A 24,284-nucleotide genomic window follows, 5' to 3' on the forward strand; every position below is an offset into this window, starting at 1 on the left:
TCTATGCGAATGGCAGCAATGCGCAGGATTGTGTTGAAAAAGTCTGTCGCTCCGTGGAGCACGCACCGGAAGTAGAACGGCGTTTCTTGCCGCGCGCTCCTCAGGAATCAGGATTCACAGTTGGCGAATTTGTGGAACAGAATTCTATCCGAGCAGGCTCACGGCCTCGGTCGCGGCCTTTTTCAACAGTATCCGCAGCATTTCGGACCTGTTGCCGACTGATGCCAAAGCCCAAGAGCGGAAATTCTCGAGAGACGGTCGCGATTGGCTAAAAAGCGGACACGGCTAATCGACGAACAGTTGCACAGCTGGACAATCTTAGATCATCAAAGCCGGATCAAATGGGCATTTTGTCAGGTTTTCAAACCCGCTGTCCGTGATCAAAACCTGTTCTTCGAGCTTCACGCCTTCACGGCCGCCAACGGCACCGATATAGGCCTCAACGCACAACGTCATCCCCGGCTCGAGGACATAGTCGAATGCTCCCGGGATAAAGTCTTGAGGATAGAGGATAGCGGGATATTCGTCGCATAGACCGATGCCATGCATCATGACGCCATATCGCTGATCGACGAACTCCGCAGGGAGCTTGTGGCCGCGCTCGGTTAGTTCGTTGAATGATACTCCAGCTTTGAGCATCGCCATGTTGGTCATCACGTGCTCGTACGCGATGGCGTGTAGCCTTCGCTGTTCGTCGGTTGGCCTATCGTCGCCGCAATACCAAGTGCGGGAAAAATCCGCACACATGCCATAGGGCCCGACTATGTCAGTGTCGAAGGCGACCAGATTCCCTGGCATTATGCGTCGAGGACCGGCTTCTTGCATCCACGGGTTCGTGCGTGGGCCGGAAGTCAAAATGCGCGTTTCGATCCACTCGCCGCCGCGGGCGATGTTTTCGGCATGAAGAACCGACCACAATTCGGTTTCCGCTATGCCTGGTCGCAAACGCTTGCGCATTTTTCCAACAGCGATTTCGCATGTGGCTAGCGAGCAGCGCATTGCGTTGATTTCGTCGACACCCTTGATGGCCCTCGCGTGCTCCATGAGTTGCATGCCGTTGCAGACCTCTATACCGACTGCTTCCATCGCGCGCAGGCCGGGAATTTCGATCTTGTCGACGGCAAGACGTCGGTTTTTGCCGGCACAGCGTCGCATTAATTCATCGACCTGCGCCGCGAATTGTTTGGCGATTGCTTCCTCTGCATCGCCGGCAACGAAATAGTAGAAGCCCGCCCCACCGTCTCGGATCTCGTTAATGAGCGGTAGGTAAGTCGAGAGATGACTGCAGCGGTGAAAGTCCCAAAGAACGACATAACCGTCCACTGACACGAACACGGCTCGCGACGGGTTGTGCATGGTCCAGATATGCATGTTCGAGGAGTCGGTCGCATATCGAATATTCAGCGGATCGAAACAAAGGACGCCGGCGTAATCCCGTTGGCGCAGCTGTTGCACGATGCGGTTTAGCCGGGTTTTCCTCATCCGTTCCACATTAGGGGCAGTGAGTCCTAGCTGCTGCCATTCAGCAAAAGCTACATCAGAAGGACCTATTTCCACTCGATCGTTGTTGTCGATGGTCCCGTCCGCCTTCAGTGCCGTCGCGCCTCGCGTAGGATCAATCTTATGATTCACGATCGAAAACGAAGACATTGATGATTCCTAATTTCTGAATATGCGTGTCTGTGGTCCCGCCGAATTGACTGTCACGGCTGAAGATCAGGATCGACAAGCGCTCGGATTCGCGCCGAACGCTTGCCGGAAGCACTTCGAGAAATGTGATGCGGATGCGAAACCGCATGCGATTGCGATCTCGACCACCGGCAATTTTGTCTGTTCAATGAGACGCTTGGCGCGGCGAAGTCTCAAATGCAGATAGAATCGCATGGGAGACGAGGTAATCGACCGCTGGAAAAGCCGTTCGATCTGACGCTGTGAGCGGCCGACGCATTTTGCGATGTCGCGGAGCGGCAGTGGGTCCTCAATATGCTCCTCCATGATTCGAATGACGTCTGCCAGCGGCTTGCAGATGCTGGATTCACCAGCATTGATGGTCCATTGTCTGTCCGAAGCAGGGCGCCAATGCCCGGCAGTCGTATGTCGGCAGACAGCTAACGCGATGTCTCTGCCAAGGCGCTCGCTGATCAGCTCCATAACGAGGTCGAAGGATGCGAATTCTCCTGCGCAAGTCAGGAGGTGAGGATCGCGAACGAACAGCTGGTCGGTAACCTGGAGGCGGCCAAACTTTTCAGACAGGGCGGCACGCTTGTCCCAGTGGATTGTGCATGCCGTATCGTCGAGCAATCCGCTTTCCGCCAGCAGCCATGTGGCGGTACCCAACGCCGCGATTGGAACCCCGTGCCGCTTGCAAAGCCGAAGAATCTTCGTGAGGGAAGTCGACGTCTGCTTTTGGACCCGTTCGCCCGCGCAGACGATGACCATGCTTGGGCCCTTGCCGGACTGAATGCATTCTCCTGTGCCGGAAAAATTACTGCCGACCGAAAGGATGAACCCGCTGGCGCATTCAACCGGCTGGCCATCCGGGCTCGCAATCGTCCACTCGAAGGTGGATCGGCCGGAGATGGAATTCGCAAGGCGAAGCGGATCCACGAAGGATGAAAGGCCGAGTTGGGAAAATCCCGGTAGTGCAAGAATGACCAGTTGGTACATGTCTTGCGTGTCGATAACCTGCCGGCTGGGATTCCATCCCACGATCCGCGAACGGTCTCCAACTGAAAATGGCGCATTCATAAGGTCATACATCCTCGTTGATGGTAATCAACATCGAGCGGCCGCGTTGGCATCAGCGTCTTGCAGGATGGGCGCCGCGGCCATCAACTGCGCGTGTTGTGCTTGCGCTTCATGAAGTCCTTGGCCGTCTCGACCGCTACGGCCGCGTCGCGGCAGTAGGCGTCAGCGCCCACGGCCTTGCCGAACTCCTCGTTGAGCGGGGCGCCGCCGACCAGCACGACGTAGTCGTCGCGGATGCCCTTTTCCTTCATCGTGTCGATCACGACCTTCATGTAGGGCATGGTCGTGGTCAGAAGCGCCGACATTCCGATGATGTCAGGCTGGTGCTCCTCAATCGCCGCCAGATATTTCTCGACCGGATTGTTGATGCCCAAGTCGATGACGTCGAAGCCCGCGCCCTCCATCATCATGCCGACCAGGTTCTTGCCGATGTCGTGGATGTCGCCCTTGACCGTGCCGATCACCATCTTGCCCTGCTTGGGCGCGCCGGTGGCGACGAGCAACGGGCGCAGGATGAACATGCCGGCCTTCATCGCATTGGCCGAGAGCAGCACTTCCGGAACGAACAGGATGCCGTCGCGAAAATCCTCGCCGACGATACGCATGCCTTCGACCAGAGCTTCAGTCAGCACCTTGTAGGGCTGCCAGCCGCGCTCCAGGAGGATGTTGGTGCCGCTCTCGATCTCTTCTTTCAACCCGTCATAAAGGTCGTCATGCATCTGCTGCACGAGTTCGTCGTCGGAAAGCTCGGAAAGGATGATCTCGTCGTCGGCCATGTCGGGTCGCCTCGTGCATAATTCAAAGGAGGTCGGTACCCCACGGGCACCGACCAGGCTTCCGGTTGGAGCCTTGGGAGTGGACTAGGCTGCCAGCCAGACTTTCTGCAAATCCATCTGGAAGGTCTGGTGGATTGCGTAGCTCTGAACTTTTTTGTTCATGTGACCAAAGAGACTTTGCCAGAACGGCTGAATGATAACCCCGGAGTCCTGCAGCATGTCTTCGATGTCCTTCATCAACTCCCTGCGATTGGCGGCGTCGCTGACCGAGAACGCCTTCTTGAGTTTGGCGTCGAAGTCGGGGTTTGCGTAAGCGGTCTCATTCCAAGCCTCGCCAGTGCGATAAGCCAGCGCTAGGACCTGAACCCCGAGCGGCCGCATGTACCAAACGGTCAGCGAATAGGGATATTTCGCCCAGTCGTTCCAGAAAGTCGAACCCGGAAGCACAGTGCGCTTGACCTTGATGCCGGCCTCTCGAAGCTGCGCCGCAATGGCGTCACCGGTGTTTTTCTGCCAGTCTTCGTCGATCGAAATCAGCTCATGCTCGAAGTCGGCATCTCCGGATTCAGCAATGAGTTTCTTCGCGCCCTCGACGTCCCGGCTTTTCTTAGGCAGGGCGAAATATTCCGGGTGGATCGGGCTGACGTGATGGTTTTCGCCGACCGTCCCCCGTCCTGCATAGCCGAGTTGAAGGACAGTGTTGTTATCGACAGCCATTTGCAGCGCATTACGGACCTTCTTGTCGTCATAGGGTTTGCTGGTCGTGTTGGTGCGACACACCAGCGTGGTTGCGGTAGCGACCTCCGATTTGACCACGTCCATCTTGTCAAGAATGTCGATGAAATCAGCTGGTGTCTCCAGATTAAGATCGATCTCATCCGACTCGAACGCATTGACCGTCGCCGAGAAGTCGGTACCGTAGTCGATGAACTCGACCCCATCGAGCAGCGCCTCGCCACCCCACCACGCGCCGTTCTCGCGCCGCTTCACCACTGCCTTCTGGCCGACGTCGTAGGATACCAGTTCGAATGCCCCCGTTCCGATCGGCTTTGCGACCGGGTCAGCACCGCCGGCATCGAAACTGCGATGGACGATCAGTCCGGGGTAGTCTGTGCAGTTGGCGATGATGGCGATGTCCGGCTCGCTCAGCTTGAGCTGGACGGTATGGTCATCGACCTTGACGATCGCTCCATCTCTTGCCTTGCCGGTCTTGGCATCGATCAGTCCCCCGACGCGCGCGGCCATCGAATTGCCGGAGACGCCTTTCTCGCACCAGCGGGTGATGTTGAAGATTACGTCGTCGGCGTCGAAAGAGTCGCCATTGTTCCAGGTCACACCCTTTCGGACATGGAAGACATATTCGGTGGCATCCTCATTTACCTCCCAGCTTTCCAGCAGGACAGGTTCAAATGTGAATTCGTGTGTATAGCGAACCAGCGGCTCGAGCCAACAACGGGAAATGTTGGCAAGTTCCACCCAATCATAGGTACGTGGGTCTTTCTGCCCCTTGACGGGCATGGACACGCGCAGGGTTCCGCCCTTCTTCGCCTCAGCGGCACGTGCTGGCTGGGGCAGTGCTATGCCGATCAGGCCGTAGGCCATCGCAGCCGAGGCGCCGAACGTGCTTGCAAGCGCGAGAAACTCGCGCCGGTCCATTTGTCCTGCTTTGACGTCGCTCGCCATCTTTTCGATGGAAGCCGGAACGCGATTTCCATTGCTTCTGAAAAGTCCCATTTTCTTCTCCCTTGTTAGTATTCCCGGATATTGATCTCATGGGCTCGTGCTCGGAGGGTTAGGCAAGGCTTGGCGAAATTTCCTCCTGGCGTTGCGCCACAAACGCATCGAGTTCCTCGCGCACGGCGGGATCCATCGGCGGCGGCTCGAAGCTCTCGATGATCGACTTCGCCTTCTCACGGCAGCGCTGCGCCATGTCTTTGGAGCCTTTGACCTTCCACTGCTCGTAGCTGAGGTAATCGAGGATCTCCGGCGCGAAGAATGCGTCCTTGAAGCGCTTGAGCGTGAAGGAATCTCCGAGATAGTGGCCGCCGGGGCCGATGCGCCGCACGGCCTCGAGAGCGTCGTCGAAATGCTCGAACGAAATCCCCTGCGCGTATTTTTCGATCAGCAGGTTCTGTTCGGCATCGGCGACAAACTTCGCCATGCAGCATACGAGGCCGGCCTCATCCCAGCCGCCGGCATGCATCATCAGGTTCGCGCATGCGCTCGCTCCCGACATGTAAGCGATCGCCGACTCGTATCCGGACTGAGCATCAAAGGTCTTGGCGGACGACTGGGATGCAGTCGTTCGCCACGGCAAACCATACCGCCTCGCCAGTTGGCCGATGACGGCGTTGATCAGAGTGACTTCGGGCATCCCCGACATCGGAGCGCCGCTGCGCATCGATACCGAGACTGAATATTGCCCATAGATCATTTTGGCGCCGGGCCTGACCAACTGGGTGTAGGCGAGCGCTGCGAGCGCCTCGGCGTTCAACTGGGCGATTGTGGCCGGGATGTCGGCGGGAGTGTTTGCGGCGCCGAGCACAAAAGGCGACAGCAGGACGACCTGGTTCGCCTCGACGAACGCGCGGAGCCCTTCCAGCATGGTGGAATCCCAGACCAGCGGCGAGTTTCCCGACACGTGACCGAGCATCACCGCATTCTGATCCATAAAGGCCTTGCCGTGGACGATCTGCCCCATGGTGATCGAATCCTCGGCTCGCTGCTTCCCGGTCGTCAAACCGAAGAACGGCATGTTCGTTTCCACCAGGCTCGAATGGTTGATGTGCAGATGGCGCCATGGAACGGCGATGTCGGTCGGCTCACAGGTGAACCCGCCGGCTATATGGAACCCGGGCAGCATCTGCGTCAGCCGGTTCATGTTCCGCAGATCCTCGATCGTGGATGCGCGTCGCACACCCTGAAGATCCCGGACGTTTGGCGCGCCTTGCATGGCACTGAAAGTCATTGTGTCTGGCGCGATCTCGAAACGCTGTGACGGATCGCGAGAGGTCATCTCAAAGCGGGATGGCGCCTTCGAGATGAGATGCATCAGCATCTCGCCATCGAGGCGCACACGTTGGCCTTGGACATCAGCGCCAGCCTCCTTCCATTGCCGGATCGCCGTTTCATCCCGGAATTCGATTCCGATCTCGCGCAGGATCGCCAACGAAGCTTGGTGAATGCGCTCAAGCTGCTCAGCAGTGACGGCCTCCACAGGTCGAATGCCGTACTTGATGGTCGAGACGCGAGGCCTCTTCTCTGCTTCCCGGGCAGCTACGACCGACGCGCGGCCTCCGCGGCGGCGGATTGCGGGTGTATCAGTGTCCATCATCGCGTTTTCCCAGAGGGGGCAAAAGGTCCCCGCCAACAGAACTTTCTTCGGTCCGCGTACGGAACGCGGCCCTGTTCATTGACGTTGATGATAGGTGCCAACAACCTTCCTGAGAATTCGCAAAAGATTTCGCTGGCCTTAACCTCAGTTTATACCTGGGTCTCCACCGCAGGCACTAGTTACCTGGTAAGGACAGCCCGAAAGCGACGCGGCGGGGGTGGGAACCGAGGGAGCATTGCCGGTAGCCGTCTAAGGGCGCAATTCCTTCGACTGAGCGAGGAACCAGTCCACCAGATCCTTGCACCTCTTGTTTTTGCCTGCATCTCCATTGGACAAGAGGAAGAAGGCGCGGTCGGTCTTGATCTCAGTCGCGATGGGCCGAACCAGCAGGCGGTTGTTGAGCAGGTGTTGGGCGGTCAGGGACCACCCCAGCGAGATTCCTTCGCCTGCAAGAGCCGCTTGGAGCGCCAGCTGATAGTCATTGAAGACAATGTTGGGTCTGATCTCGCTGGCATCGCCGCCTGCAAGCTCGACCCATTCGGACCAACTCATTCGCTTGCGAAAGGCATCGGACGAATGAATGAGTTGGTGTCGAACCAGCTCATCGACGCTCTTTGGAGCGGGGTGCGCCAGAAGATATGCGGGGGAGCAGACGGGGAAAATGATCTCGTCGCATACGAACCAGCTGTTGGCCCTGTCAAAATCCCGTGGCCGCACCCATACGGTGGCGTCTACTTCGTGATCGGGCTCGATGTCTCGATCGGTGCCGACCACCTTGATCTTAACGTCCGGATGCTCTTCCTGGAAATGGTAGAGCTGAGGCGCAAGCCAATGTGCCGCGAGGGATGTCGACGCAGCAAAAGTGACGTACTTCGTTCCGCGATCGGAGATGGTCTCAAGCCGCTGTTCCAGCCGCCGGAAGCTGGTGCGCACCTCGTCGTAGAGCTGCCTGCCAGCCTCCGTCAGCTGCACTCCTCGATTATCTCGGACAAAGAGTGCGGTCCCGCAATGCTCCTCGAATGTCTTGATCGAGTGCGAGACGCTCGGTTGCGTCACATTAAGTTCGCCGGCTGCGCTTTTGAAACTTAGGGTTCTGGCAGCCGCTTCGAAGACAAAAAGCGAATGCGTCGAGGGCACCAGGCTACGAAGGTTTGACATGAAGCAGGTCTATATCAGATGCTATCTTTTCCGTCTACGAGGCACCCGCCAAGTGGTCTATTCAAACAGGAAACCAACGCGACCGCGGATCGTAGCCAAGCATCGTCACCGGCCGCCTTAACTCAGCGAGTTGGCAGTGAATTCGTTCAACCAAACAATGACCAAAGCGCGCAAAGTCGTTCAGCCGCCCCACCCCGAACCGACCAATTCCGGCTGGTACACTACGGCAGGGCCGGAGTTGGCGCTGGTGCCGCAAGAAGGCGACGTTGCGTGTGACTGCCTGGTGATTGGCGGCGGCTGGATGGGGCTGCACGCGGCCCGTCGATTTGCCGAACTCAACCCGCAGTCCTCGGTTGTCCTCGTAGACGCCGGCCGCATTGGGAACAATGCATCCGGACGGTGCATGGGTTTCGTCATCGATCTCGCGCACAATCCTCGGAGGCGCGATTTCGTCGAAGACATCAAGGGGAACAAGGAAGAGCTGTTCGTTAACCTGGACGGCATCGCCTACATCCGAAGCGCTGTCGAAGAGCATGGGGTCGATTGCGACTGGGACGCGCAGGGAAAATACCACAGCGCGGCCACGGTTCACGGTGTGGAGGATCTGCACCGCTTTTCGGAGGCGCTGGATAAGCTTGGGCAGAACTACAGCTGGGTCGAGACCCCCGAAATCCAGGCGATCACCGGCAGCAAGCACTACATCAGAGCTTTGCATCACCCCGGCACCATCTTGGTCCAGCCTGCGAAATATCTCAAGAACGCGACAAGAAGCCTACCCGCGAACGTCACCGTTCACGAAAATACCCCCATCGTGGCGGTGCAGTTCGGGGCGCCGAAGCACATCTGCGAGACGCCCGCCGGAACAATCAGAGCTTCGAAGGTCATCATCTGCGCGTCAGGCTATCTGACGAAGTTCGGTTTCTTCGACAACCGCGCCATACCGCTTTACACATTTGCGAGCATGACACGACAGCTCACCGAGAGCGAGCTTTCGGGGGTGGGAAATAAGAAAGCCTACGGACTTATCCCAGCCAACAGCTTCGGCACGACGGTTCGTCGCACGATCGACAACCGGCTTTTCCTTCGCAACGTCTATTCCTATGCGACAGACTTCAAGACCACCACGCAGGATGTGATGAGGGCTCGGGTGCAGCAGCAGATCGCGTTCGATCGGCGGTGGCCGGAGATCTCCTCGATCGGCTTCGAGGCCAGCTGGGGTGGCCTTCTTACCCTCGCGCAAAATGGTGGAATGGTCTTCGGCGAGTTGGCGGAGAAGGTCTACGGCGCCGCTTTCTGCAATGGAACAGGCGTGGCGCGAGGAGCTGCCTTCGGCAAGGCCGTAGCGGATCTGGCGTCAGGGCGATCATCGCCGGTAGTCGACATCCTGAAGACGCGAGCAAGTCCCAGCAAGCCCTATCCCAGGCCTGTCACAGCGATGGGCGTTCGCATCGTAACCGCGGTCCGTTTCCGACAGGCCGGCGCTGAAGTGTAGATACAACGAGAGAGATCATGGCGGACCTGAAGGGTATAAATCTGGCAATGCAGACACCGTTCGATGAGAATGGTGCGATCAACTACTCGGTTTTCGAGGAACTGATCGAGAAGTATGTCGCCACAGGCGTTCACGGGTTGGTGCTTGGAGCAGGAACCGGGCAACACCCCTATCTTACCGAGGCCGAGTGCAACCGCCTCTACGAAGTAGGCGCAAAGCGAATAGCTGGTCGCTGCAACGTCATTTGCCAGACCTCCGCTTTGAATATGGACGAAGTCATCAGAAGGTCGCGTCACGCGGAGTCCGTCGGCGCCGACGCATTGATGGTACTGCCACCCTACCTGGAGGGTCCGAGTGATGAGCAGGGAATCTTCGACTTCTACAAAGCAATCGACGCTGAATTAGGTATCGACCTGGTCGGCTACAACATCCCACAGGCCACCGGCATTTCGGTTTCACCACAGCTGTTTGAGCGCCTGAGCCAGTTGAAGAACTTTAACTACATCAAGGACAGCGCAGGGGACTTTACTGTCCATCAGGAGTACCTGCAGACAAGCGGAACGGTGCTCAATGGCTGCGACACCACCACGCTCTACGCTTTGATGGCGGGGGCCCGCGGCGTCATATGGGGTGGTGCGAATTACATGCCTTCTGAAGCGGTCGAGCTATATAGATTGGTGGACCGCAAGGAATACGAACAGGCGCTAACGCTCTGGCAGCGCATGTTGCCGTCGTTGCTCTTTATCTGGAGATCTCCCTACACGCCGTCGGTACTTCGAGCGGCGCAACTGCGCGGCTACGGAACAGGTAATGTTCGCAGCCCATTGAGAAAGCTCTCCGCAGATCAGGAAGCGCAGCTTCGCCGTTCGCTTGAACCGTTGGGCGTGTAAGGCGCAGAGAGGCGAGGGCTTCGTGAGAATCGTTCATGTTGGTGCGAGTGGTGTGATCGGCAAGGCCGTGTCGGCCGAGCTCGCCAGGCGCCATGATCTCATCGCTGTCGGCCGAAGCACCGGCGATTTCCGGGTCGATATCGACAATCCCTCGTCCATAAGTCGAATGTTCAGCCAGATCGGCGAGTTCGATGCGCTGATATGCACAGCCGGCGCAGTTCATTTCGCGCCGCTCGCGGAATTCACCATCGAGCAATACGCAATCGGCTTGCAAAGCAAACTCATGGGGCAGGTGAACCTTGTCAGACTTGGGCTTAGATTCCTTCGTGAAGAAGGATCGTTCACGTTGACCTCCGGTCCAACGAACGACGATCCGATATCGCTCGGAACATCATCCGCGATGGTCAATGGCGCTCTCGAGGGATTTGTCCGAAGTGCTGCAATTGAGCTTCGCAAAGATCGTCGGATCAATCTGGTAAGTCCGACTATGCTCGAGGAGTCCTCTCTACTCTACGGTCCTTACTTCCGGGGTTCGAAGGCCGTCGCGACGAACGACGTGGTGCTTGGTTACGTCAAAAGTGTCGAAGGCAGGCAAACAGGATGCGTTTACAGGATTGGATGGTCACGAGATCGCTGACCCGAATGTCGCACAACGGGCTGACGTGCGGGCCGAAGTGTGCATCGGCGGCCGGTGTAGCTGCTCGTACTGGCGTCGGCTTATCCGACATAGATTGGTCTGGTAACGGGAGTAAGACCGCTTGATTTTTCCGTCCAAAGCTCGCGCCGTGGTCATTGGTGGTGGTGTTTCCGGCTGCTCGGTCGCCTATCATCTGGCCAAGCTCGGCTGGACCGACATCGTTCTTCTGGAACGCAAGCAGCTGACCTCTGGAACGACTTGGCATGCCGCTGGCCTGATCGGCCAGTTGCGCGGCTCGCAGAACATGACACGGCTGGCGAAATATTCGGCTGACCTCTACGTCAAGCTGGAAGCGGAGACCGAAGTCGGCACCGGCATGCGCCAGGTCGGCTCGATCACCGTGGCGCTGACCGAGGAACGTAAGCACGAGATCTACCGGCAGGCGTCGCTGGCGCGTGCCTTTGATGTCGACGTGCGCGAGATTTCGCCAAACGAAGTCAAGGAGATGTACCCGCATCTCAATGTGTCCGACGTCGTCGGCGCCGTGCATCTGCCGCTCGACGGCCAGTGCGACCCCGCCAACATCGCCATGGCGCTGGCCAAGGGCGCGCGCCAGCGCGGCGCCACCATCGTCGAGAATGTGAAGGTCACCAAGGTCCACACCAAGGCGGGCCGTGTCACCGGCGTGTCCTGGGCGCAAGGCAAGGAGCAAGGCGCGATCGAGGCCGACATCGTCGTCAATTGCGCCGGCATGTGGGCGCGCGAACTGGGCGCCCAGAACGGCGTCACCATCCCGCTGCATGCCTGCGAGCACTTTTATCTCGTCACTGAGCCGATCCCCGGCCTGAGCCGCCTGCCGGTGCTGCGCGTGCCGGACGAATGCGCCTACTACAAGGAAGATGCCGGCAAAATGATGCTCGGCGCCTTCGAGCCGGTGGCCAAACCCTGGGGCATGGACGGTATCCGCGAGGATTTCTGCTTCGACCAGTTGCCGGAGGACATGGAACATTTCGAGCCGATCCTCGAAATGGGCGTCAACCGTATGCCGATGCTGGGCACCGCCGGTATTCATACCTTCTTCAACGGTCCTGAGAGCTTTACCCCCGACGACCGCTACTATCTCGGCGAGGCGCCGGAGCTGTCAGGATACTGGATGGCGACCGGCTACAACTCGATCGGCATCGTCTCCTCCGGTGGCGCCGGCATGGCGCTGGCGCAGTGGATCAACGACGGCGAAGCGCCCTTCGACCTGTGGGAAGTCGACATCCGCCGCGCCCAGCCGTTCCAGAAGAACCGCCGTTACCTGAAGGAGCGCGTCTCCGAAACGCTCGGCCTGCTCTATGCCGACCATTTCCCCTATCGCCAGATGGCCACCTCGCGGAACATCAGGCGCTCCCCTCTCCACGAACATCTGAAGGCGCGCGGCGCGGTATTCGGCGAGGTTGCCGGCTGGGAGCGCGCCAACTGGTTCGCTAGGCCCGGCCAGGAGCGCGAATACCGCTATTCATGGAAGCGGCAGAACTGGTTCGACAATCAGCGCGACGAACATCTGGCGGTCCGCAACAAGGTCGGCCTGTTCGACATGACCTCGTTCGGCAAGATCCGCGTCGAGGGCCGCGACGCCTGTGCTTTCCTGCAAAAGCTCTGTGCCAACGACATGGACGTGGCGCCTGGCAAGATCGTCTACACCCAGATGCTCAACCAGCGCGGCGGCATCGAAAGCGATCTCACCGTGTCACGCCTCTCGGACACTGCCTATTTCCTCGTCGTGCCCGGTGCGACGCTGCAGCGCGACCTGGCCTGGCTGCGCCGGCATGTCGGCGACGAATTCGTTGTCATCACCGATGTCACCGCTGCCGAGGCCGTGCTCTGTATGATGGGACCGGATGCGCGAAAGCTGATCCAGAAGGTCAGCCCCAACGATTTCTCCAACGAGAAAAATCCGTTCGGCACCTTCCAAGAGATCGAGATCGGCATGGGCCTCGCGCGTGCGCACCGCGTCACCTATGTCGGTGAACTCGGCTGGGAGTTGTACGTTTCGACCGACCAGGCGGCGCATGTCTTCGAGGCTATCGACGAGGCCGGCGCGGATGTCGGACTGAAACTCTGCGGCCTGCACACGCTGGATTCCTGCCGCATTGAAAAAGCCTTCCGCCATTTCGGCCACGACATTACCGATGAGGACGATGTACTGGAAGCAGGCTTCGGCTTCGCGGTGAAGACGGCCAAGGGTAACTTCATTGGCCGCGATGCCGTGCTAAAGAAGAAGGACGCTGGATTGAACCGCCGGCTGGTCCAGTTCCGCCTGAAAGACCCGCAGCCGCTGCTCTTCCACAACGAAGCGATCCTGCGCGATGGCAAGATCGTCGGACCGATCACCTCGGGCAATTACGGTCATCATCTCGGTGGCGCGGTCGGGCTAGGCTATGTGCCGTGCAAAGACGAGAGCGAAGCGGACGTGCTTTCGTCGTCCTATGAGATCGAAGTCGCCGGCGAGCGTTTTGCGGCGGAAGCGTCGCTGAAGCCGATGTACGACCCGAAGGCGGAACGGACGAAGATGTAGCGCGGTCCGCTACTCGACGTTGAACAGATGCCCGCTCTCGCTGTGCCGATGTCGCCAACAACAATCGAGAAAGCATCGGCGACATCCCGCTTGGGATCTTCGGCGCGCGCGGGACTTCGCGCGTGGAAGATCACGTCATGGCCCTTTGCCCGCAGCTCTTTGCCCGCGAGCAAGCCCAGACCAGTGGAAGAGCCGGAAACAAGGACACGAACCATGGCCTCCGCCAGCGAGACAAATGAAAAATAGGCCCGCAAGGCGGAGCCCTGCCTATCATTGGCGCTCGTACGGGCTCGTCCTCGGCTCGGGCGCGGACTTGGCGCTGCCGTCGCTAGATCGCTGGCGCGAGGGCGTGCGCGTGGCCAGCCGTTCGGCCGGTCACTGAGCCACGACCGTCAAAGAGCGCGGAATGAGTTGCTATAAGTCGTCTTTTACATGGCCGAACGGACGCGCGAACCTTGCCGACCTCAGGTCATGCGTCCGCGTTGCATTATCGGGGATACGCCGTGGGCGGCACGGTAGACGCGGGAGAAATGTCCACAATTTGAAAAGCCGCAAGCAAGCGCCACCTCGGCGATCGCGCATTCAGTCTGCAGGAGCAGATGACGCGCCCGTTCCAGACGCATCTCCATCAAGTATTTCTTGGGCGAGGTGTTGAGGTAGCTACCGAACAGGCGCTCTATCTGGCGGGTTGATATGCCGAGTTCCTCCGCTACTGCCGAGGGCGAAATCGGGTCGTCTATCCTATTGCGCATGATCTCGATCGCCTTGGCGAGATGCTTGTTGCGTACGCCGTTGCGGGATTGGATAGAGACGCGCTGAGCCGCCGTGGCGTTGCGCACAGCGTTGTAGACCATCTGATCGGCGACTGCGACCGACAGGTCATAGCCGTGGTCAAGCTCGATCAGGTGCAACATCAGATCGGCGGTAGCGGTGCCGCCGGACGCAGTGATAAATTTCTCATCCGACACGAAAACGTTGCGCACCAGATTCACATCGGGGAACTCTTCCATGAAACCGTCGTGGTACTCCCAATGAATGGCCGCCTGCAGGCCATCGAGGAACCCCGCCTTTGCCAGGATATAAGCGCCAGAACACAGTGCCCCGATCCTGGTTCCGTGGGCCCGTTCGCGGCGCAGTGCGGCAAGCAGGCTGCGCGTGTCCTGGCGTTGCATGTTGATGCCTGACAGGACGAACAGCCGATCGCAGGAAGGCAGCTTATCGAAGCGATGATGGACCAAGGTGACAGCGCCATTCGAACTCATGGCAGTCTCGCCGTTGGCCGAGGCGAAAGACCAGCGATAGAGCTCTTTGCCGCTGACCAGATTGGCGATGCGCAGCGGCTCCACGGCGCAAGAGAATGCGATGTGGGTGAATTCCTCGACCAGAGCAAAGACAAAATGTTGCGGGCCCGTCATTCGCAGGCACCTCCGACACGATGCGCTGCGCGGCACATCTCCGCGCAGCGCCTTGGTTGCGCTATTTCGCTGCGGCGCGGGCGGCGTCCAACCAACCGTCATATTCGGCACGATGGGCATCGATCCAGCTAGCAACATGCCGGTCGATATCTTCCGATTTGTCCTCGCCATCGGCGATTTGCTTGTTTTCGGCCGAAACGTCCTTGATGTCCACCTTGGCGACCTCGAACAGCTTCGCGGCAGCGGGATTCGCCTTGAGGAAATCGTTGCGGGCGACGATCCGCAGGTTGTCCACGGCAAAGCCCAGGTTCTTACCGCCGAACTCAGTATTCCCCTTGCCGCCATCCGGAAGGGTGGTGTAGGGCACGCTCAACCATTCGACGTCCTTGCCGGGAACCAGAGCGCCAGATACCCAGTAGGGCGTCCAGGTATAGTAGAGAACCGGATTGCCGTTCTTTTGGCGGGCGATCGTGTCGGCGATGATCGCGTTGTATTCACCCTGGTTGTGAGTGATGGTTTCGCGCAAGCCAAATTCGGTCAGTTGGTGCTCGATCACGCGTTCGCACCCCCAGCCCGGAACGCATCCAGCGAGATCGGCCTTTCCGTCGCCATTTTCGTCGAATTTCGCGGCAACAGTAGGATCCTTCAGATCGCCAAGGTTCTTGATGCCGGAATCGTAGCTTGTCTTGTCGATGAGGTAGCCCTGGAGGGCGCCTTCAACGAGGGTGCCGACCTTGGTCATCACCTCTGTACCGCCGGATTCCTGGAAGAACGTATCGTGAAGCTGATCCCAGCTGTTGGTGAAGAAATCTGCATCGCCAGTGCCGACGGCCAGATGTGCAGTCTGCGCTATAACCTCCTGAGGCGGGGCTACGGTATAGCCGAGGTCTTCGAGCGCCCGGAAAACGATCCGCGCCTGGAACATTTCCTCGATAGTTGGCTGTATCACGGGGCGGGCAGTGACCCCATCGCCTGGCTTTTCCTGTGCCAGAAGCGGGGACGTAGCGATCGACAGCACGAGCGCTGCCGTAGTTGCGAAAAGTCTCATGTTGCTTCTCCATGTTGAACGTGCGAGCGGTTGGTTTCTTGGCGACTCCGTTGAAGCAGGCGCAGGACGAGCCCGATCGGTCCCGACTGCCACCAATGGCGGTGACCGCGTTCCCGCCCCGAGCGGCCGAGCCCTTGAGTGATGCGGTCGAGAACGATGGCGAGTATGACAATGCCGAGTCCGCCGACGATGGCCTTGCCCGCGTCGAGCCGCCCCATGGCGCGGAGCACCTCGTTGCCGAGCCCCTGAACCGCGATCATCGAAGCTATGACCACCATGGATAGCGACAACATGATCGTCTGGTTGAGCCCGGCGAAGATCGTCGGCGTGGCCAGCGGCAGTTCGACCTTGAACATGATCTGGCTGGGGGAGGCGCCGAAAGCGCGGCCGGCCTCGACTACACTGGGGTCTACCCCGCGGATGCCGAGCGAGGTAAGGCGCACAAGCGGTGCTAGGGCGAAAATGATTGTCACAATCACGCCTGACACATTTCCAATGCCGACAAGCATCACGACAGGAACGAGGTAGACGAAGGCCGGGATCGTTTGCATTGTGTCAAGGACAGGTCTGATCGCAGCTTCAAAGCGATCGCTCTTGCCTGCGAGGATCCCCAGGGGCAGGCCGATAATCACGCACAGGATGACTGCCGAGATCACAATCGCGAGTGTCGTCATCGCAAGCGACCAGGCCGCCGGATCGAGCAAGCCCAGCGCTATGAGACATGCGGCAACCAGGATCGCCACCCGTCCCCCGGCAAGCTGCCACGCGATCAATGCCAAAAACACAAGCATGATCGTCGGCGGCACAGCATGCAACGCCGCGTCGATCTGGCCGATCATCTGGCCAAAGAAGTTCTTGATCGGCTGGATTGCCTCGCGGTTCGCGATCGCCCATTGCTTGATGCCGTCGGAACGGGCGTCGATGTTGAGGTCTATCGAAGCGAAGGGATTGAGCCAGTCGAAAGTTTCGTTGTCCGCCATCACTGCGTCCTCATTGTCGCAGGCGCTGTGTCCTCACGCCCCTGAATGCCGCGCAGAAGCGCCTTCTTGGTCACGACCCCGACGCTTGCGCCCTCGGCTTTCACAAGGATCGGATGGTCAGTGCCGATGGCGAGATCAACCAGCGTGTTGAGCTTGTCTTCCGGCTTCGCTATCGGCCATTGCTCGGGATCACCCCCACCGTTCGTCTGGCGGTACAATGCGAAGGGCTGCATGATGCGCGCGGCTGTGACGAGGTCCAGCTTGGAGATGCCGGCCACGAAATCCGCAACATATTCATCGGCGGGTTGGGTCACGATCTCTTCCGGCGTGCCAATTTGCACCAGAACGCCGTCCTTCATGATCGCGATGCGGTCGCCGATGCGAATGGCCTCGTCGAGGTCATGGGTAATAAAGACAGTGGTCTTGTGAAGCTCGGCCGAAAGCTCCATGAAGGTCGTCTGCAGTTGCCGGCGGATCAGCGGATCCAGAGCCGAAAAAGGCTCGTCCATCAGCAGGATCGTCGGATCGGCAGCGATAGCGCGGGCGAGACCCACACGCTGCTGCATGCCCCCCGAGAGCTCATCCGGGTATTTCTGCTCCCAGCCGGTAAGGTCCACGGCAGCGATGGCGCGGTTGGCAACCTTCACCCGCTGTGCTTCGCGAACCCCGCGCACTTCAAGTGAGAATACGACATTGTCGCGCACCGTCCGATGCGGCATCAACGCCATATTCTGGAAGACCATGCCGATCTTGTCGGCCCGCAACGCGCGCAGTTCCTTCTGCGACATCGCGTTGACGTTCTGGTCCTCGATGAACACCGAGCCGGCCGTCGGCTCGATCAGGCGGTTGATATGCCGGATCAGGGTTGATTTGCCCGAGCCCGATAGGCCCATGATGCAGAAGATCTCACCGCGAGCGACGCTGAAAGACGCGTAGCGCACACCGACGATGCAGTTATAGCGGTCGCGGATTTCGTCTTTCGACAAACCCTGGCTCCGCACCGCGTCCATCGCCTGCTGCGACTGCGCGCCAAAGATCTTCCAGATGCTGTCGCAGCGGATCACGACTTCTCGGCTATTCGCGGTCAAATGGCTGCCTCCCTTTTCCGGTTGAGGCTTTTTTCCCCTGAGCGATCAAAATCACAAAACTGCGTTGTAGACAACATGTATTTTTTTGGACTACAACATGCCTGCAACGAACTTTGTGTAGAATCGCAGAGAAGCCGGATATCGCGTGATCCGTTTCGGACGAGACAGGGGCGCGGGAGGAGACTTGCAGTGAGCGACGATAACAGGAGCAAAAAAGCGATCTGCCTGGAGGACCTGCAGCGGCGGATCCTCACCCAGGAACTCGATCCTGGCAGCTACCTCGACGAGTCCAAGATCTCCGAAGCCTACCAGATCTCCCGTCCCCCTCTGCGCGAGGTTCTGCGCCAGCTCGCGGGCGACGGCTATGTCGTGCTTCATGAGAACCGCGGTGCGCAGGTCGCGCCGATGACGCACAAGACGCTCAGGAATTTCTTTGTCGCCGCGCCGATGATCTATTCGGCCGTGACGCGATTGGCCGCCGAACACGCGAAGCCCAGCCAGATCATGCGGCTCAAGGATACGCAGCTTCTTTTCCGCGCCGCGATCCGCGACGGCGATACGGCGGGGCGCGCGCTGATGAACGAGCGCTTCCACGCTATCATCGGGGACATGGCGGACAACGAGTATCTGACGCCAAGCCTGCGCCGCCTGCTGATCGATCACACCCGGATCGGCATGACCTTCTACAATTCGCGCAAAGTGGCGCTGGCTGAGCAGCGCGCGGTCGCCGCCGACCAGCATGACCAGTTCATCGCTCTGATCGAGGCGGGCGACGCCGACGCGGCCGCCGAGCTGGCCGTCGCGCATTGGGAACTGTCGCGCGCCGAGATCGAGAGTTTTGTCACGCCCACAAGTATCCATGTTCCGCTTGGCCGCGCGCCGGGCGCCCAGGACCAGAGAGGAGCCTCATGAAGTTCGAGGGCATCTACACGCCCGTCATCACGCCGCATCGTGAGGACGGCACCATCGACCGCGACGCCTTCGCCGCGATGATCGAGCATCTGATCGCCGCGGGCGTTCACGGAATCATCAACGGCGGATCGACGGGCGAGTACTACGCCCAGTCGATGGAGGAACGAATGGAAATGGCGACGCTCGCCAGCGAGGTGATCGGTGGCAGAGTGGCGCTGATTATCGGCACCGGAGCGATCCGGCTGCCGGATTCGATCACGATGGCCGAGACTGCGGCCAAGACCGGGGCCGATGCCATTTTGGTGGGCTCGCCGCCCTATTCGGTCCCGACAGAGCGCGAGAACGCCCTCAATGCGCTCGCGATAGACCGGGCTGCAGACCTGCCAATCATGCTCTACAACTATCCCGGCAGGATGGGCATCAACATGGGCGAGGAGTTCCTCGACCGCGTCGGCCGCAGCCGCAATTTCTGCGCCATCAAGGAAAGCTCGGGCGACATCAACCGTGTCCACCTGCTGGCGCGCGACTATCCCCACATCCAGATGTCCTGCGGCATGGACGATCAGGCGCTGGAATTCTTCGCCTGGGGCGCGCGGAGCTGGGTCTGCGGCGGCTCGAATTTCCTGCCGGCCGAACACATCGCATTGTGGAAGGCCTGCTCGGTCGAAGGCAACTTCGCAAAGGGGCGCCGAATCATGTCGGCGCTGATGCCGCTCATGCGCGTCCTCGAACAGGGCGGCAAGTTCATCCAGTGCATCAAGCACGGTTGCGAGATGAACGGTTTGCGCGCCGGGCCGCCGCGTCCGCCGCTGAAGGCTCTGAACAAGGACGACAAGCGGCAGCTGGAACAGGTTGTGCGTGTCCTGAAACGAGCCGTCGCCGCTATTGATGCCGAAACCACGTTAAAACTGAGGGCTGCCGAATGACCGATCTTCTGACCACCGAAGAGTACAAGGCCGTTGCCGCCGGGCTGAACTTGCCGACGCAGGCCTTTATCGACGGCAGCTTCCGCCCGGCAAGGTCGGGCAAAACCTTCAACACGATCAACCCGGCGACCGGCGAGGTGCTCGCCAAGGTGGCGGCCTGCGACGCCGCGGACGTGGACTTCGCCGTCGCGAAGGCGCGCGACGCATTCGAGGACGGCCGCTGGTCTCGCTTGCACCCGCGCGAGCGCAAGGAGGTGCTGATCCGACTTGCCAAGCTTATCAAGCGCAATGCGCGCGAACTGGCGGTCATGGAAAGCCTCGATAGCGGCAAGACGATTTATGATTGCGAGACGGTCGACGTGCCAGAGACGATCAACTGCCTGACCTGGCACGCCGAGCTGATCGACAAGATCTACGATCAGGTGGCCCCGAGTTCGGACAACCACGTCGCCATGATCGTGCGGGAACCCGTTGGCGTCGTCGGCCTCGTCCTGCCGTGGAACTTTCCACTCCTGATGCTCGCATGGAAGATCGGACCGGCCCTTGCCTCCGGCTGCTCGGTCATCGTGAAGCCGGCCGAGGAGACCTCGCTCACCGCGTTGCGCGTCGCCGAACTGGCGATGGAGGCCGGCGTGCCGGCGGGCATATTCAACGTCCTACCTGGCAGCGGGCCGGATGTCGGTGAGCCCCTCGGACGTCACATGGACGTGGACATGATTTCCTTCACCGGTTCCACGGAGACGGGCCGGCATTTCCTGCGCTACGCTTCGGAATCGAACTTGAAGGAAGTCACGCTCGAGATGGGAGGCAAGAATCCGGCAGTGGTTCTCGACGACGCGGGAAATCTGGACCGCGTGGCGGCGCACATCGTCAACGGCGCCTTCTGGAACATGGGTGAAAACTGCTCGGCATCGTCGCGGCTGATCGTGCAGAAGGGCATCAAGGATGACCTACTGAAACGTATCGTCGCCCATACCCGCGAATGGCCGGTCGGCGATCCGCTCGACCCCGTGAACCGCATCGGAGCCCTGGTCTCGAAGACGCATTTCGACAAGGTCTGCTCCTATCTCGGTAAAGTGCCGAAGGTGCTTCTTGGCGGCAAGGCGGAAAATGGATTCGTGGAGCCCACCATCCTCGATATTTCCGACCGCGATGCCCCGCAGGTCCGTGAAGAGATCTTCGGCCCGGTTCTGTCCGTCCTGACGGTGGACAATTTCGACGAGGCGATCGCGCTCGCGAACGACACGCAATACGGGCTCGCCGCCTCGATCTTCACGTCGAACGCGAAGCGGGCGATCCGCGGCGCTCGGGTCATCCGGGCGGGGACGGTCACCGTCAACAGCTTCGGAGAGGGCGATATCTCAACCCCCTTCGGCGGCTTCAAGGCCAGCGGCTTTGGCGGTCGCGACAACGGCATCCAGGCGCACGATCAATACACGCAAATCAAGACGATCTGGGTCGACCTTTCCGACGACGCCGACGAGGCCGTTGCTTGACCACCAGAACCGCGCGCCGGTTGCCGGTCCACAGAGGGCCGGCCGCATGGAGCGCCATCCTGCCGGGGCAGGAGGCGCCTGACGTGCTTGGCACGACGCTGACCGCCGATTTCGCGGTGGTCGGTGCAGGGTTCGCAGGGCTGTCCGCAGCCCGACGGCTGAAGCAGCTCCATCCGGGTGCCCGGGTCGTCGTGCTGGAGGCCGGGAGGCTCGCCGAGGGCGCGTCCGGCCGCAACTCCGGGTTCATGATCGACCTGCCGCACGATATTTCATCGGAGGACTATGCCGGGCAGGCAGTGGAGAGTGACCGAGCGATGATCGCGCTCAACCGCGCCGCGATCGACTTCGCGCGTCAGGCTGTCGAAGACTACCGGATCGATCCAGCCTTCTTCGATCCCTGCGGCAAGGTGAATGGCGCGGCGAGCGCGGCGGCCGACGCGCACAACCGCAGCTATGCCGACCACTTGGCCCGGATCGGCGAGGCAAGCGAGGCGCTCGACGCCGATGCCATGCACGAACTGACCGGCAGCCGTCACTATATTTCCGGCCTCTACACGCCGGGCACCGTGATGATCCAACCAGCAGGCTACATCCGCAGGCTCGGCGCGGGACTTCGTCGCGACCGCGTCGAAGTGTACGAGAACTCACCTGTAACCCAGATCGCACGGACCGGCTCCGGGTGGGTGTTGACGACCCATGGTGGGCGCGTAACGGCGGGAACGGCTATCCTCGCCAACAATGGCCACCTGGAAAGCTTCGGCTTCGCGACGCGCAGGCTGATGCACATCTTCCTCTACGCCTCAATTACGGTCGATCTCGATGACGATGCGCTGGCGAAGCTCGGCGGGCGGCCGCGGTGGGGCATCACGCCCTCGGACCCGATGGGTACCACAGTGCGGCGGATCGATGCCGCCCAGGGTGGCAACCGGATTATCACGAGAACCTGTGCGAGCTTCCGCCCTGGTATGGAGGTGAGCACAGCAGACGTTGAACGCGCCGCAGCCGTGCATCGCCGGAAGTTCGACGATCGTTTCCCGGCGCTGAAGGACGTGCGCATGGAACATAGTTGGGCAGGTCATCTTTGTCTGAGCCGTAACGGCGTCTCTGTCATGCGCGAGCTGGAGCCCGGCCTCATCGCCGCCTGCGTCGACAACGGGCTCGGCACCACCAGAAGCACATTGGCTGGTATAGCGGCGGCGGAACTCGCAAGCGGCGAGTCCAGCCCGATCTCCCGCCATTTCTGTGCGAAAGAGGCTCCCCTGAAGCTCCCGCCGCCGCCGATCGCGGAGATCGGCGCCAACGCCTATCTGCGGTGGAGGGAGTGGCGGGCATCTAAGGAATGAAGGCAGCTCAGGGCAGACTGAGCTTGGCCATGCGGCCGCCGTCGATGGTCCAGACCTGGCCGGTGACAAATCCGGCCTCGTCTGAGGCAAGCCATGCCACCAATGCCGCAACCTCTTCCGGCTTGCCCGTGCGGCCGACAGGATGGATGCGGCCGATGTCTCGGCGGAACGCTTCAGGATCGGGCATGCTCTCGATGAAAGCCTCGTTGAGGTCAGTGTCGATCCAGCCGGGAGCGACCGCGTTGCATCGGATACGCTCCGCCCCGTGGTCCACTGCCACGGCGCGCGTCAATCCATGTAAACCGGCTTTCGACGCGCAATAGGCGGCATGACCGGGATTCGCTCCGAGCCCCTCGATCGAGCCGATGTTGACGATGACGCCCCGGGTCGCGCGCAAATGGGGAAGGGCCGCCTTGATAGTCAGGAAGGGCGCGGTGAGGTTCACTGACAGATTGCGGTGCCAATCCTCGACCGTTATGTCCTCAATCCGCGCTTCCTGCATCATGCCGGCATTGTTGACCAGCACGTCCAGCCGACCTGCACGGTCTATGACTTCACCGATCACCAGCGCCGGGCCGACAGGGTCAACGAAATCGGTCGCGATCCCTTCGAATTGGTCATCCGCCCCGCGCTGAGCGGTGAAGACCCGGGCGCCCTCGCTCCTCAGACGTCTCGCAATCGCCTGCCCGATGCCGCTGCGACCGCCGGTCACAAGTGCAACCTTGCCCTCGAAGCGACTCATGCGACCGCCTTCCCGCCATTGACCTCGATCAGGGCGCCGCATATGTAGCGCGCCGCGTCCGAGGCGAGGAACAGGATCACGTCGGCGATGTCTTCCGGCTCCGCGATCCGGCCCAGCGGCACCGTCTTGCCCAGTTCCGCCACCGCGCTATCAGGATCGAAGCCGCGCCTGGCGAAGCCGGAGCGCAGCATCGGCGTGTTCACCTCGTTCGGGCAGACCGCATTGATGCGGATGCCTTGGTGAGCGTGATCGCGCCCCATGCACTGGGTCAGCGATGCAATGGCGGCCTTGGTCATGCAGTAGACCGCGTGGTTCGGGCCGGGACGCAAGCCCCAGCAGGATGCAATGTTGACGATGGCGCCGCCGCCCGCTTGGGCCATTATGGGAATGGCGGCGCGGCAGATCCGGAAAGGAGCCTCGACATTTACCCCCACTGACAACGACCAATCCGCGTCGGAGGTATCGGTCACCTGTCCGCGGGTGATGACACCTGCGTTGTTGACCACGATATCGAGCCCGCCAAGCGCCGCGCTCGCAGAAAGCGGCAGGCCGTCGGCATAGCTGGCGTCCAGAAGGTCGCCGGGCAGATGCGCCTCGGCCTCGATGGCGGCGACGTCGCGATCGGCCACCGCCACCCTCGCTCCAGCCGCGCGCAAGCGCGTAACGATCGACGCGCCGATGCCGCCGGCCGCGCCGGTCACCAACGCCTTCTTGCCCGAGAAATCCATTTTCGTCT

The 24,284-nt window shown here is 60.3% G+C and carries 20 protein-coding genes; 8 read left to right on the plus strand and 12 right to left on the minus strand.

Translation table 11 applies throughout. The features are described from left to right. Positions 1-318: 318 nt before the first annotated feature. The 6 genes from dddP to ACG873_RS25460 all read right to left on the minus strand — a co-directional run bounded on the left by dddP (position 319) and on the right by ACG873_RS25460 (position 8,016). Positions 319-1,650 carry a dimethylsulfonioproprionate lyase DddP gene (gene dddP, locus ACG873_RS25435; RefSeq protein ID WP_394888551.1) on the minus strand — a complete coding sequence of 444 codons (1,332 nt, stop codon included), beginning with the start codon at positions 1,648-1,650 and terminating at the stop codon, positions 319-321. Between the two features lie 66 nt (positions 1,651-1,716). Further along, positions 1,717-2,748: a GlxA family transcriptional regulator gene (locus tag ACG873_RS25440; RefSeq protein WP_394888552.1), complete on the minus strand. Its 1,032-nt coding sequence runs from the start codon at positions 2,746-2,748 to the stop codon at positions 1,717-1,719. Between the two features lie 83 nt (positions 2,749-2,831). Then, positions 2,832-3,524 (minus strand): corrinoid protein, encoded by a 693-nt coding sequence (locus ACG873_RS25445; protein WP_394888553.1) that lies wholly within the window; start codon positions 3,522-3,524, stop codon positions 2,832-2,834. Between the two features lie 84 nt (positions 3,525-3,608). Then, complete coding sequence (locus tag ACG873_RS25450; protein WP_394888554.1) at positions 3,609-5,258, minus strand: ABC transporter substrate-binding protein; 1,650 nt, start codon at positions 5,256-5,258, stop codon at positions 3,609-3,611. 58 nt (positions 5,259-5,316) lie between these two features. Then, positions 5,317-6,858: a trimethylamine methyltransferase family protein gene (locus tag ACG873_RS25455; RefSeq protein WP_394888555.1), complete on the minus strand. Its 1,542-nt coding sequence runs from the start codon at positions 6,856-6,858 to the stop codon at positions 5,317-5,319. A 249-nt stretch (positions 6,859-7,107) separates the two neighbouring features. Further along, the gene (locus ACG873_RS25460; protein WP_394888556.1) at positions 7,108-8,016 is read right to left on the minus strand and encodes a LysR substrate-binding domain-containing protein; all 909 of its coding nucleotides are present in this window, start codon (positions 8,014-8,016) and stop codon (positions 7,108-7,110) included. 157 nt (positions 8,017-8,173) lie between these two features. Between ACG873_RS25460 and ACG873_RS25465 the strand changes: the two genes are divergently transcribed. The 4 genes from ACG873_RS25465 to ACG873_RS25480 all read left to right on the plus strand — a co-directional run bounded on the left by ACG873_RS25465 (position 8,174) and on the right by ACG873_RS25480 (position 13,598). Further along, on the plus strand, positions 8,174-9,508 hold the full coding sequence (locus ACG873_RS25465) for an NAD(P)/FAD-dependent oxidoreductase (protein ID WP_394888557.1): 1,335 nt from the start codon (positions 8,174-8,176) through the stop codon (positions 9,506-9,508). Positions 9,509-9,525: 17 nt separating this feature from the next. Next, positions 9,526-10,398: a dihydrodipicolinate synthase family protein gene (locus ACG873_RS25470; protein WP_394888558.1), complete on the plus strand. Its 873-nt coding sequence runs from the start codon at positions 9,526-9,528 to the stop codon at positions 10,396-10,398. A 22-nt stretch (positions 10,399-10,420) separates the two neighbouring features. Continuing rightward, the gene (locus ACG873_RS25475; protein ID WP_394888559.1) at positions 10,421-11,035 is read left to right on the plus strand and encodes a short chain dehydrogenase; all 615 of its coding nucleotides are present in this window, start codon (positions 10,421-10,423) and stop codon (positions 11,033-11,035) included. Between the two features lie 121 nt (positions 11,036-11,156). After that, complete coding sequence (locus tag ACG873_RS25480; protein ID WP_394888560.1) at positions 11,157-13,598, plus strand: GcvT family protein; 2,442 nt, start codon at positions 11,157-11,159, stop codon at positions 13,596-13,598. Positions 13,599-14,062: 464 nt separating this feature from the next. Here the strand turns inward: ACG873_RS25480 and ACG873_RS25485 are convergent, their stop codons facing one another. Genes ACG873_RS25485 through ACG873_RS25500 form a run of 4 tightly spaced genes read right to left on the minus strand, consistent with a single transcriptional unit; the run spans position 14,063 to position 18,129 of the window. Next, the gene (locus ACG873_RS25485; RefSeq protein WP_394888561.1) at positions 14,063-15,133 is read right to left on the minus strand and encodes a GlxA family transcriptional regulator; all 1,071 of its coding nucleotides are present in this window, start codon (positions 15,131-15,133) and stop codon (positions 14,063-14,065) included. Beyond that, the gene (gene proX, locus ACG873_RS25490) at positions 15,075-16,031 is read right to left on the minus strand and encodes a glycine betaine/L-proline ABC transporter substrate-binding protein ProX (RefSeq protein ID WP_394888562.1); all 957 of its coding nucleotides are present in this window, start codon (positions 16,029-16,031) and stop codon (positions 15,075-15,077) included. Before proX ends, ACG873_RS25485 begins: the two co-directional genes overlap by 59 nt. A 26-nt stretch (positions 16,032-16,057) precedes the next feature. Continuing rightward, complete coding sequence (locus ACG873_RS25495) at positions 16,058-17,041, minus strand: ABC transporter permease (protein ID WP_394888563.1); 984 nt, start codon at positions 17,039-17,041, stop codon at positions 16,058-16,060. Next, complete coding sequence (locus ACG873_RS25500) at positions 17,041-18,129, minus strand: quaternary amine ABC transporter ATP-binding protein (RefSeq protein ID WP_394888564.1); 1,089 nt, start codon at positions 18,127-18,129, stop codon at positions 17,041-17,043. The genes ACG873_RS25495 and ACG873_RS25500 overlap by 1 nt, the downstream gene beginning before the upstream one ends. Positions 18,130-18,318: 189 nt before the next feature. On the opposite strand from ACG873_RS25500, the gene ACG873_RS25505 reads away from it, so the two are divergent. The 4 genes from ACG873_RS25505 to ACG873_RS25520 are packed head-to-tail and all read left to right on the plus strand — an operon-like array spanning position 18,319 to position 22,806. Further along, the gene (locus tag ACG873_RS25505; RefSeq protein WP_394888565.1) at positions 18,319-19,041 is read left to right on the plus strand and encodes a GntR family transcriptional regulator; all 723 of its coding nucleotides are present in this window, start codon (positions 18,319-18,321) and stop codon (positions 19,039-19,041) included. Then, the gene (locus ACG873_RS25510; protein WP_394888566.1) at positions 19,038-19,967 is read left to right on the plus strand and encodes a dihydrodipicolinate synthase family protein; all 930 of its coding nucleotides are present in this window, start codon (positions 19,038-19,040) and stop codon (positions 19,965-19,967) included. Before ACG873_RS25505 ends, ACG873_RS25510 begins: the two co-directional genes overlap by 4 nt. Next, on the plus strand, positions 19,964-21,463 hold the full coding sequence (locus ACG873_RS25515; RefSeq protein ID WP_394888567.1) for an aldehyde dehydrogenase: 1,500 nt from the start codon (positions 19,964-19,966) through the stop codon (positions 21,461-21,463). Before ACG873_RS25510 ends, ACG873_RS25515 begins: the two co-directional genes overlap by 4 nt. Further along, positions 21,460-22,806, plus strand: coding sequence for an NAD(P)/FAD-dependent oxidoreductase (locus tag ACG873_RS25520; protein ID WP_394888568.1), 1,347 nt, complete (start codon positions 21,460-21,462; stop codon positions 22,804-22,806). Before ACG873_RS25515 ends, ACG873_RS25520 begins: the two co-directional genes overlap by 4 nt. A 7-nt stretch (positions 22,807-22,813) precedes the next feature. Here the strand turns inward: ACG873_RS25520 and ACG873_RS25525 are convergent, their stop codons facing one another. Continuing rightward, positions 22,814-23,548: an SDR family NAD(P)-dependent oxidoreductase gene (locus ACG873_RS25525; protein WP_394888569.1), complete on the minus strand. Its 735-nt coding sequence runs from the start codon at positions 23,546-23,548 to the stop codon at positions 22,814-22,816. Continuing rightward, positions 23,545-24,276: an SDR family NAD(P)-dependent oxidoreductase gene (locus tag ACG873_RS25530; protein ID WP_394888570.1), complete on the minus strand. Its 732-nt coding sequence runs from the start codon at positions 24,274-24,276 to the stop codon at positions 23,545-23,547. Before ACG873_RS25530 ends, ACG873_RS25525 begins: the two co-directional genes overlap by 4 nt. Positions 24,277-24,284 lie beyond the last annotated feature (8 nt).

The sequence above is a fragment of the Allomesorhizobium aridi genome, assembly GCF_043769475.1.
Taxonomy (GTDB): Bacteria; Pseudomonadota; Alphaproteobacteria; order Rhizobiales; family Rhizobiaceae; genus Allomesorhizobium.

What these genes read in the sequence shown, in the direction of transcription:
- dddP (WP_394888551.1), bottom strand. Translation starts at nt 1,650, where the DNA reads ATGTCTTCGTTTTCGATCGTGAATCATAAGATTGATCCTACGCGAGGC.
- ACG873_RS25440 (WP_394888552.1), bottom strand. Translation starts at nt 2,748, where the DNA reads ATGAATGCGCCATTTTCAGTTGGAGACCGTTCGCGGATCGTGGGATGG.
- ACG873_RS25445 (WP_394888553.1), bottom strand. Translation starts at nt 3,524, where the DNA reads ATGGCCGACGACGAGATCATCCTTTCCGAGCTTTCCGACGACGAACTC.
- ACG873_RS25450 (WP_394888554.1), bottom strand. Translation starts at nt 5,258, where the DNA reads ATGGGACTTTTCAGAAGCAATGGAAATCGCGTTCCGGCTTCCATCGAA.
- ACG873_RS25455 (WP_394888555.1), bottom strand. Translation starts at nt 6,858, where the DNA reads ATGATGGACACTGATACACCCGCAATCCGCCGCCGCGGAGGCCGCGCG.
- ACG873_RS25460 (WP_394888556.1), bottom strand. Translation starts at nt 8,016, where the DNA reads ATGTCAAACCTTCGTAGCCTGGTGCCCTCGACGCATTCGCTTTTTGTC.
- ACG873_RS25465 (WP_394888557.1), top strand. Translation starts at nt 8,174, where the DNA reads ATGACCAAAGCGCGCAAAGTCGTTCAGCCGCCCCACCCCGAACCGACC.
- ACG873_RS25470 (WP_394888558.1), top strand. Translation starts at nt 9,526, where the DNA reads ATGGCGGACCTGAAGGGTATAAATCTGGCAATGCAGACACCGTTCGAT.
- ACG873_RS25485 (WP_394888561.1), bottom strand. Translation starts at nt 15,133, where the DNA reads ATGCCCATCGTGCCGAATATGACGGTTGGTTGGACGCCGCCCGCGCCG.
- ACG873_RS25495 (WP_394888563.1), bottom strand. Translation starts at nt 17,041, where the DNA reads ATGGCGGACAACGAAACTTTCGACTGGCTCAATCCCTTCGCTTCGATA.
- ACG873_RS25510 (WP_394888566.1), top strand. Translation starts at nt 19,038, where the DNA reads ATGAAGTTCGAGGGCATCTACACGCCCGTCATCACGCCGCATCGTGAG.
- ACG873_RS25515 (WP_394888567.1), top strand. Translation starts at nt 19,964, where the DNA reads ATGACCGATCTTCTGACCACCGAAGAGTACAAGGCCGTTGCCGCCGGG.
- ACG873_RS25525 (WP_394888569.1), bottom strand. Translation starts at nt 23,548, where the DNA reads ATGAGTCGCTTCGAGGGCAAGGTTGCACTTGTGACCGGCGGTCGCAGC.
- ACG873_RS25530 (WP_394888570.1), bottom strand. Translation starts at nt 24,276, where the DNA reads ATGGATTTCTCGGGCAAGAAGGCGTTGGTGACCGGCGCGGCCGGCGGC.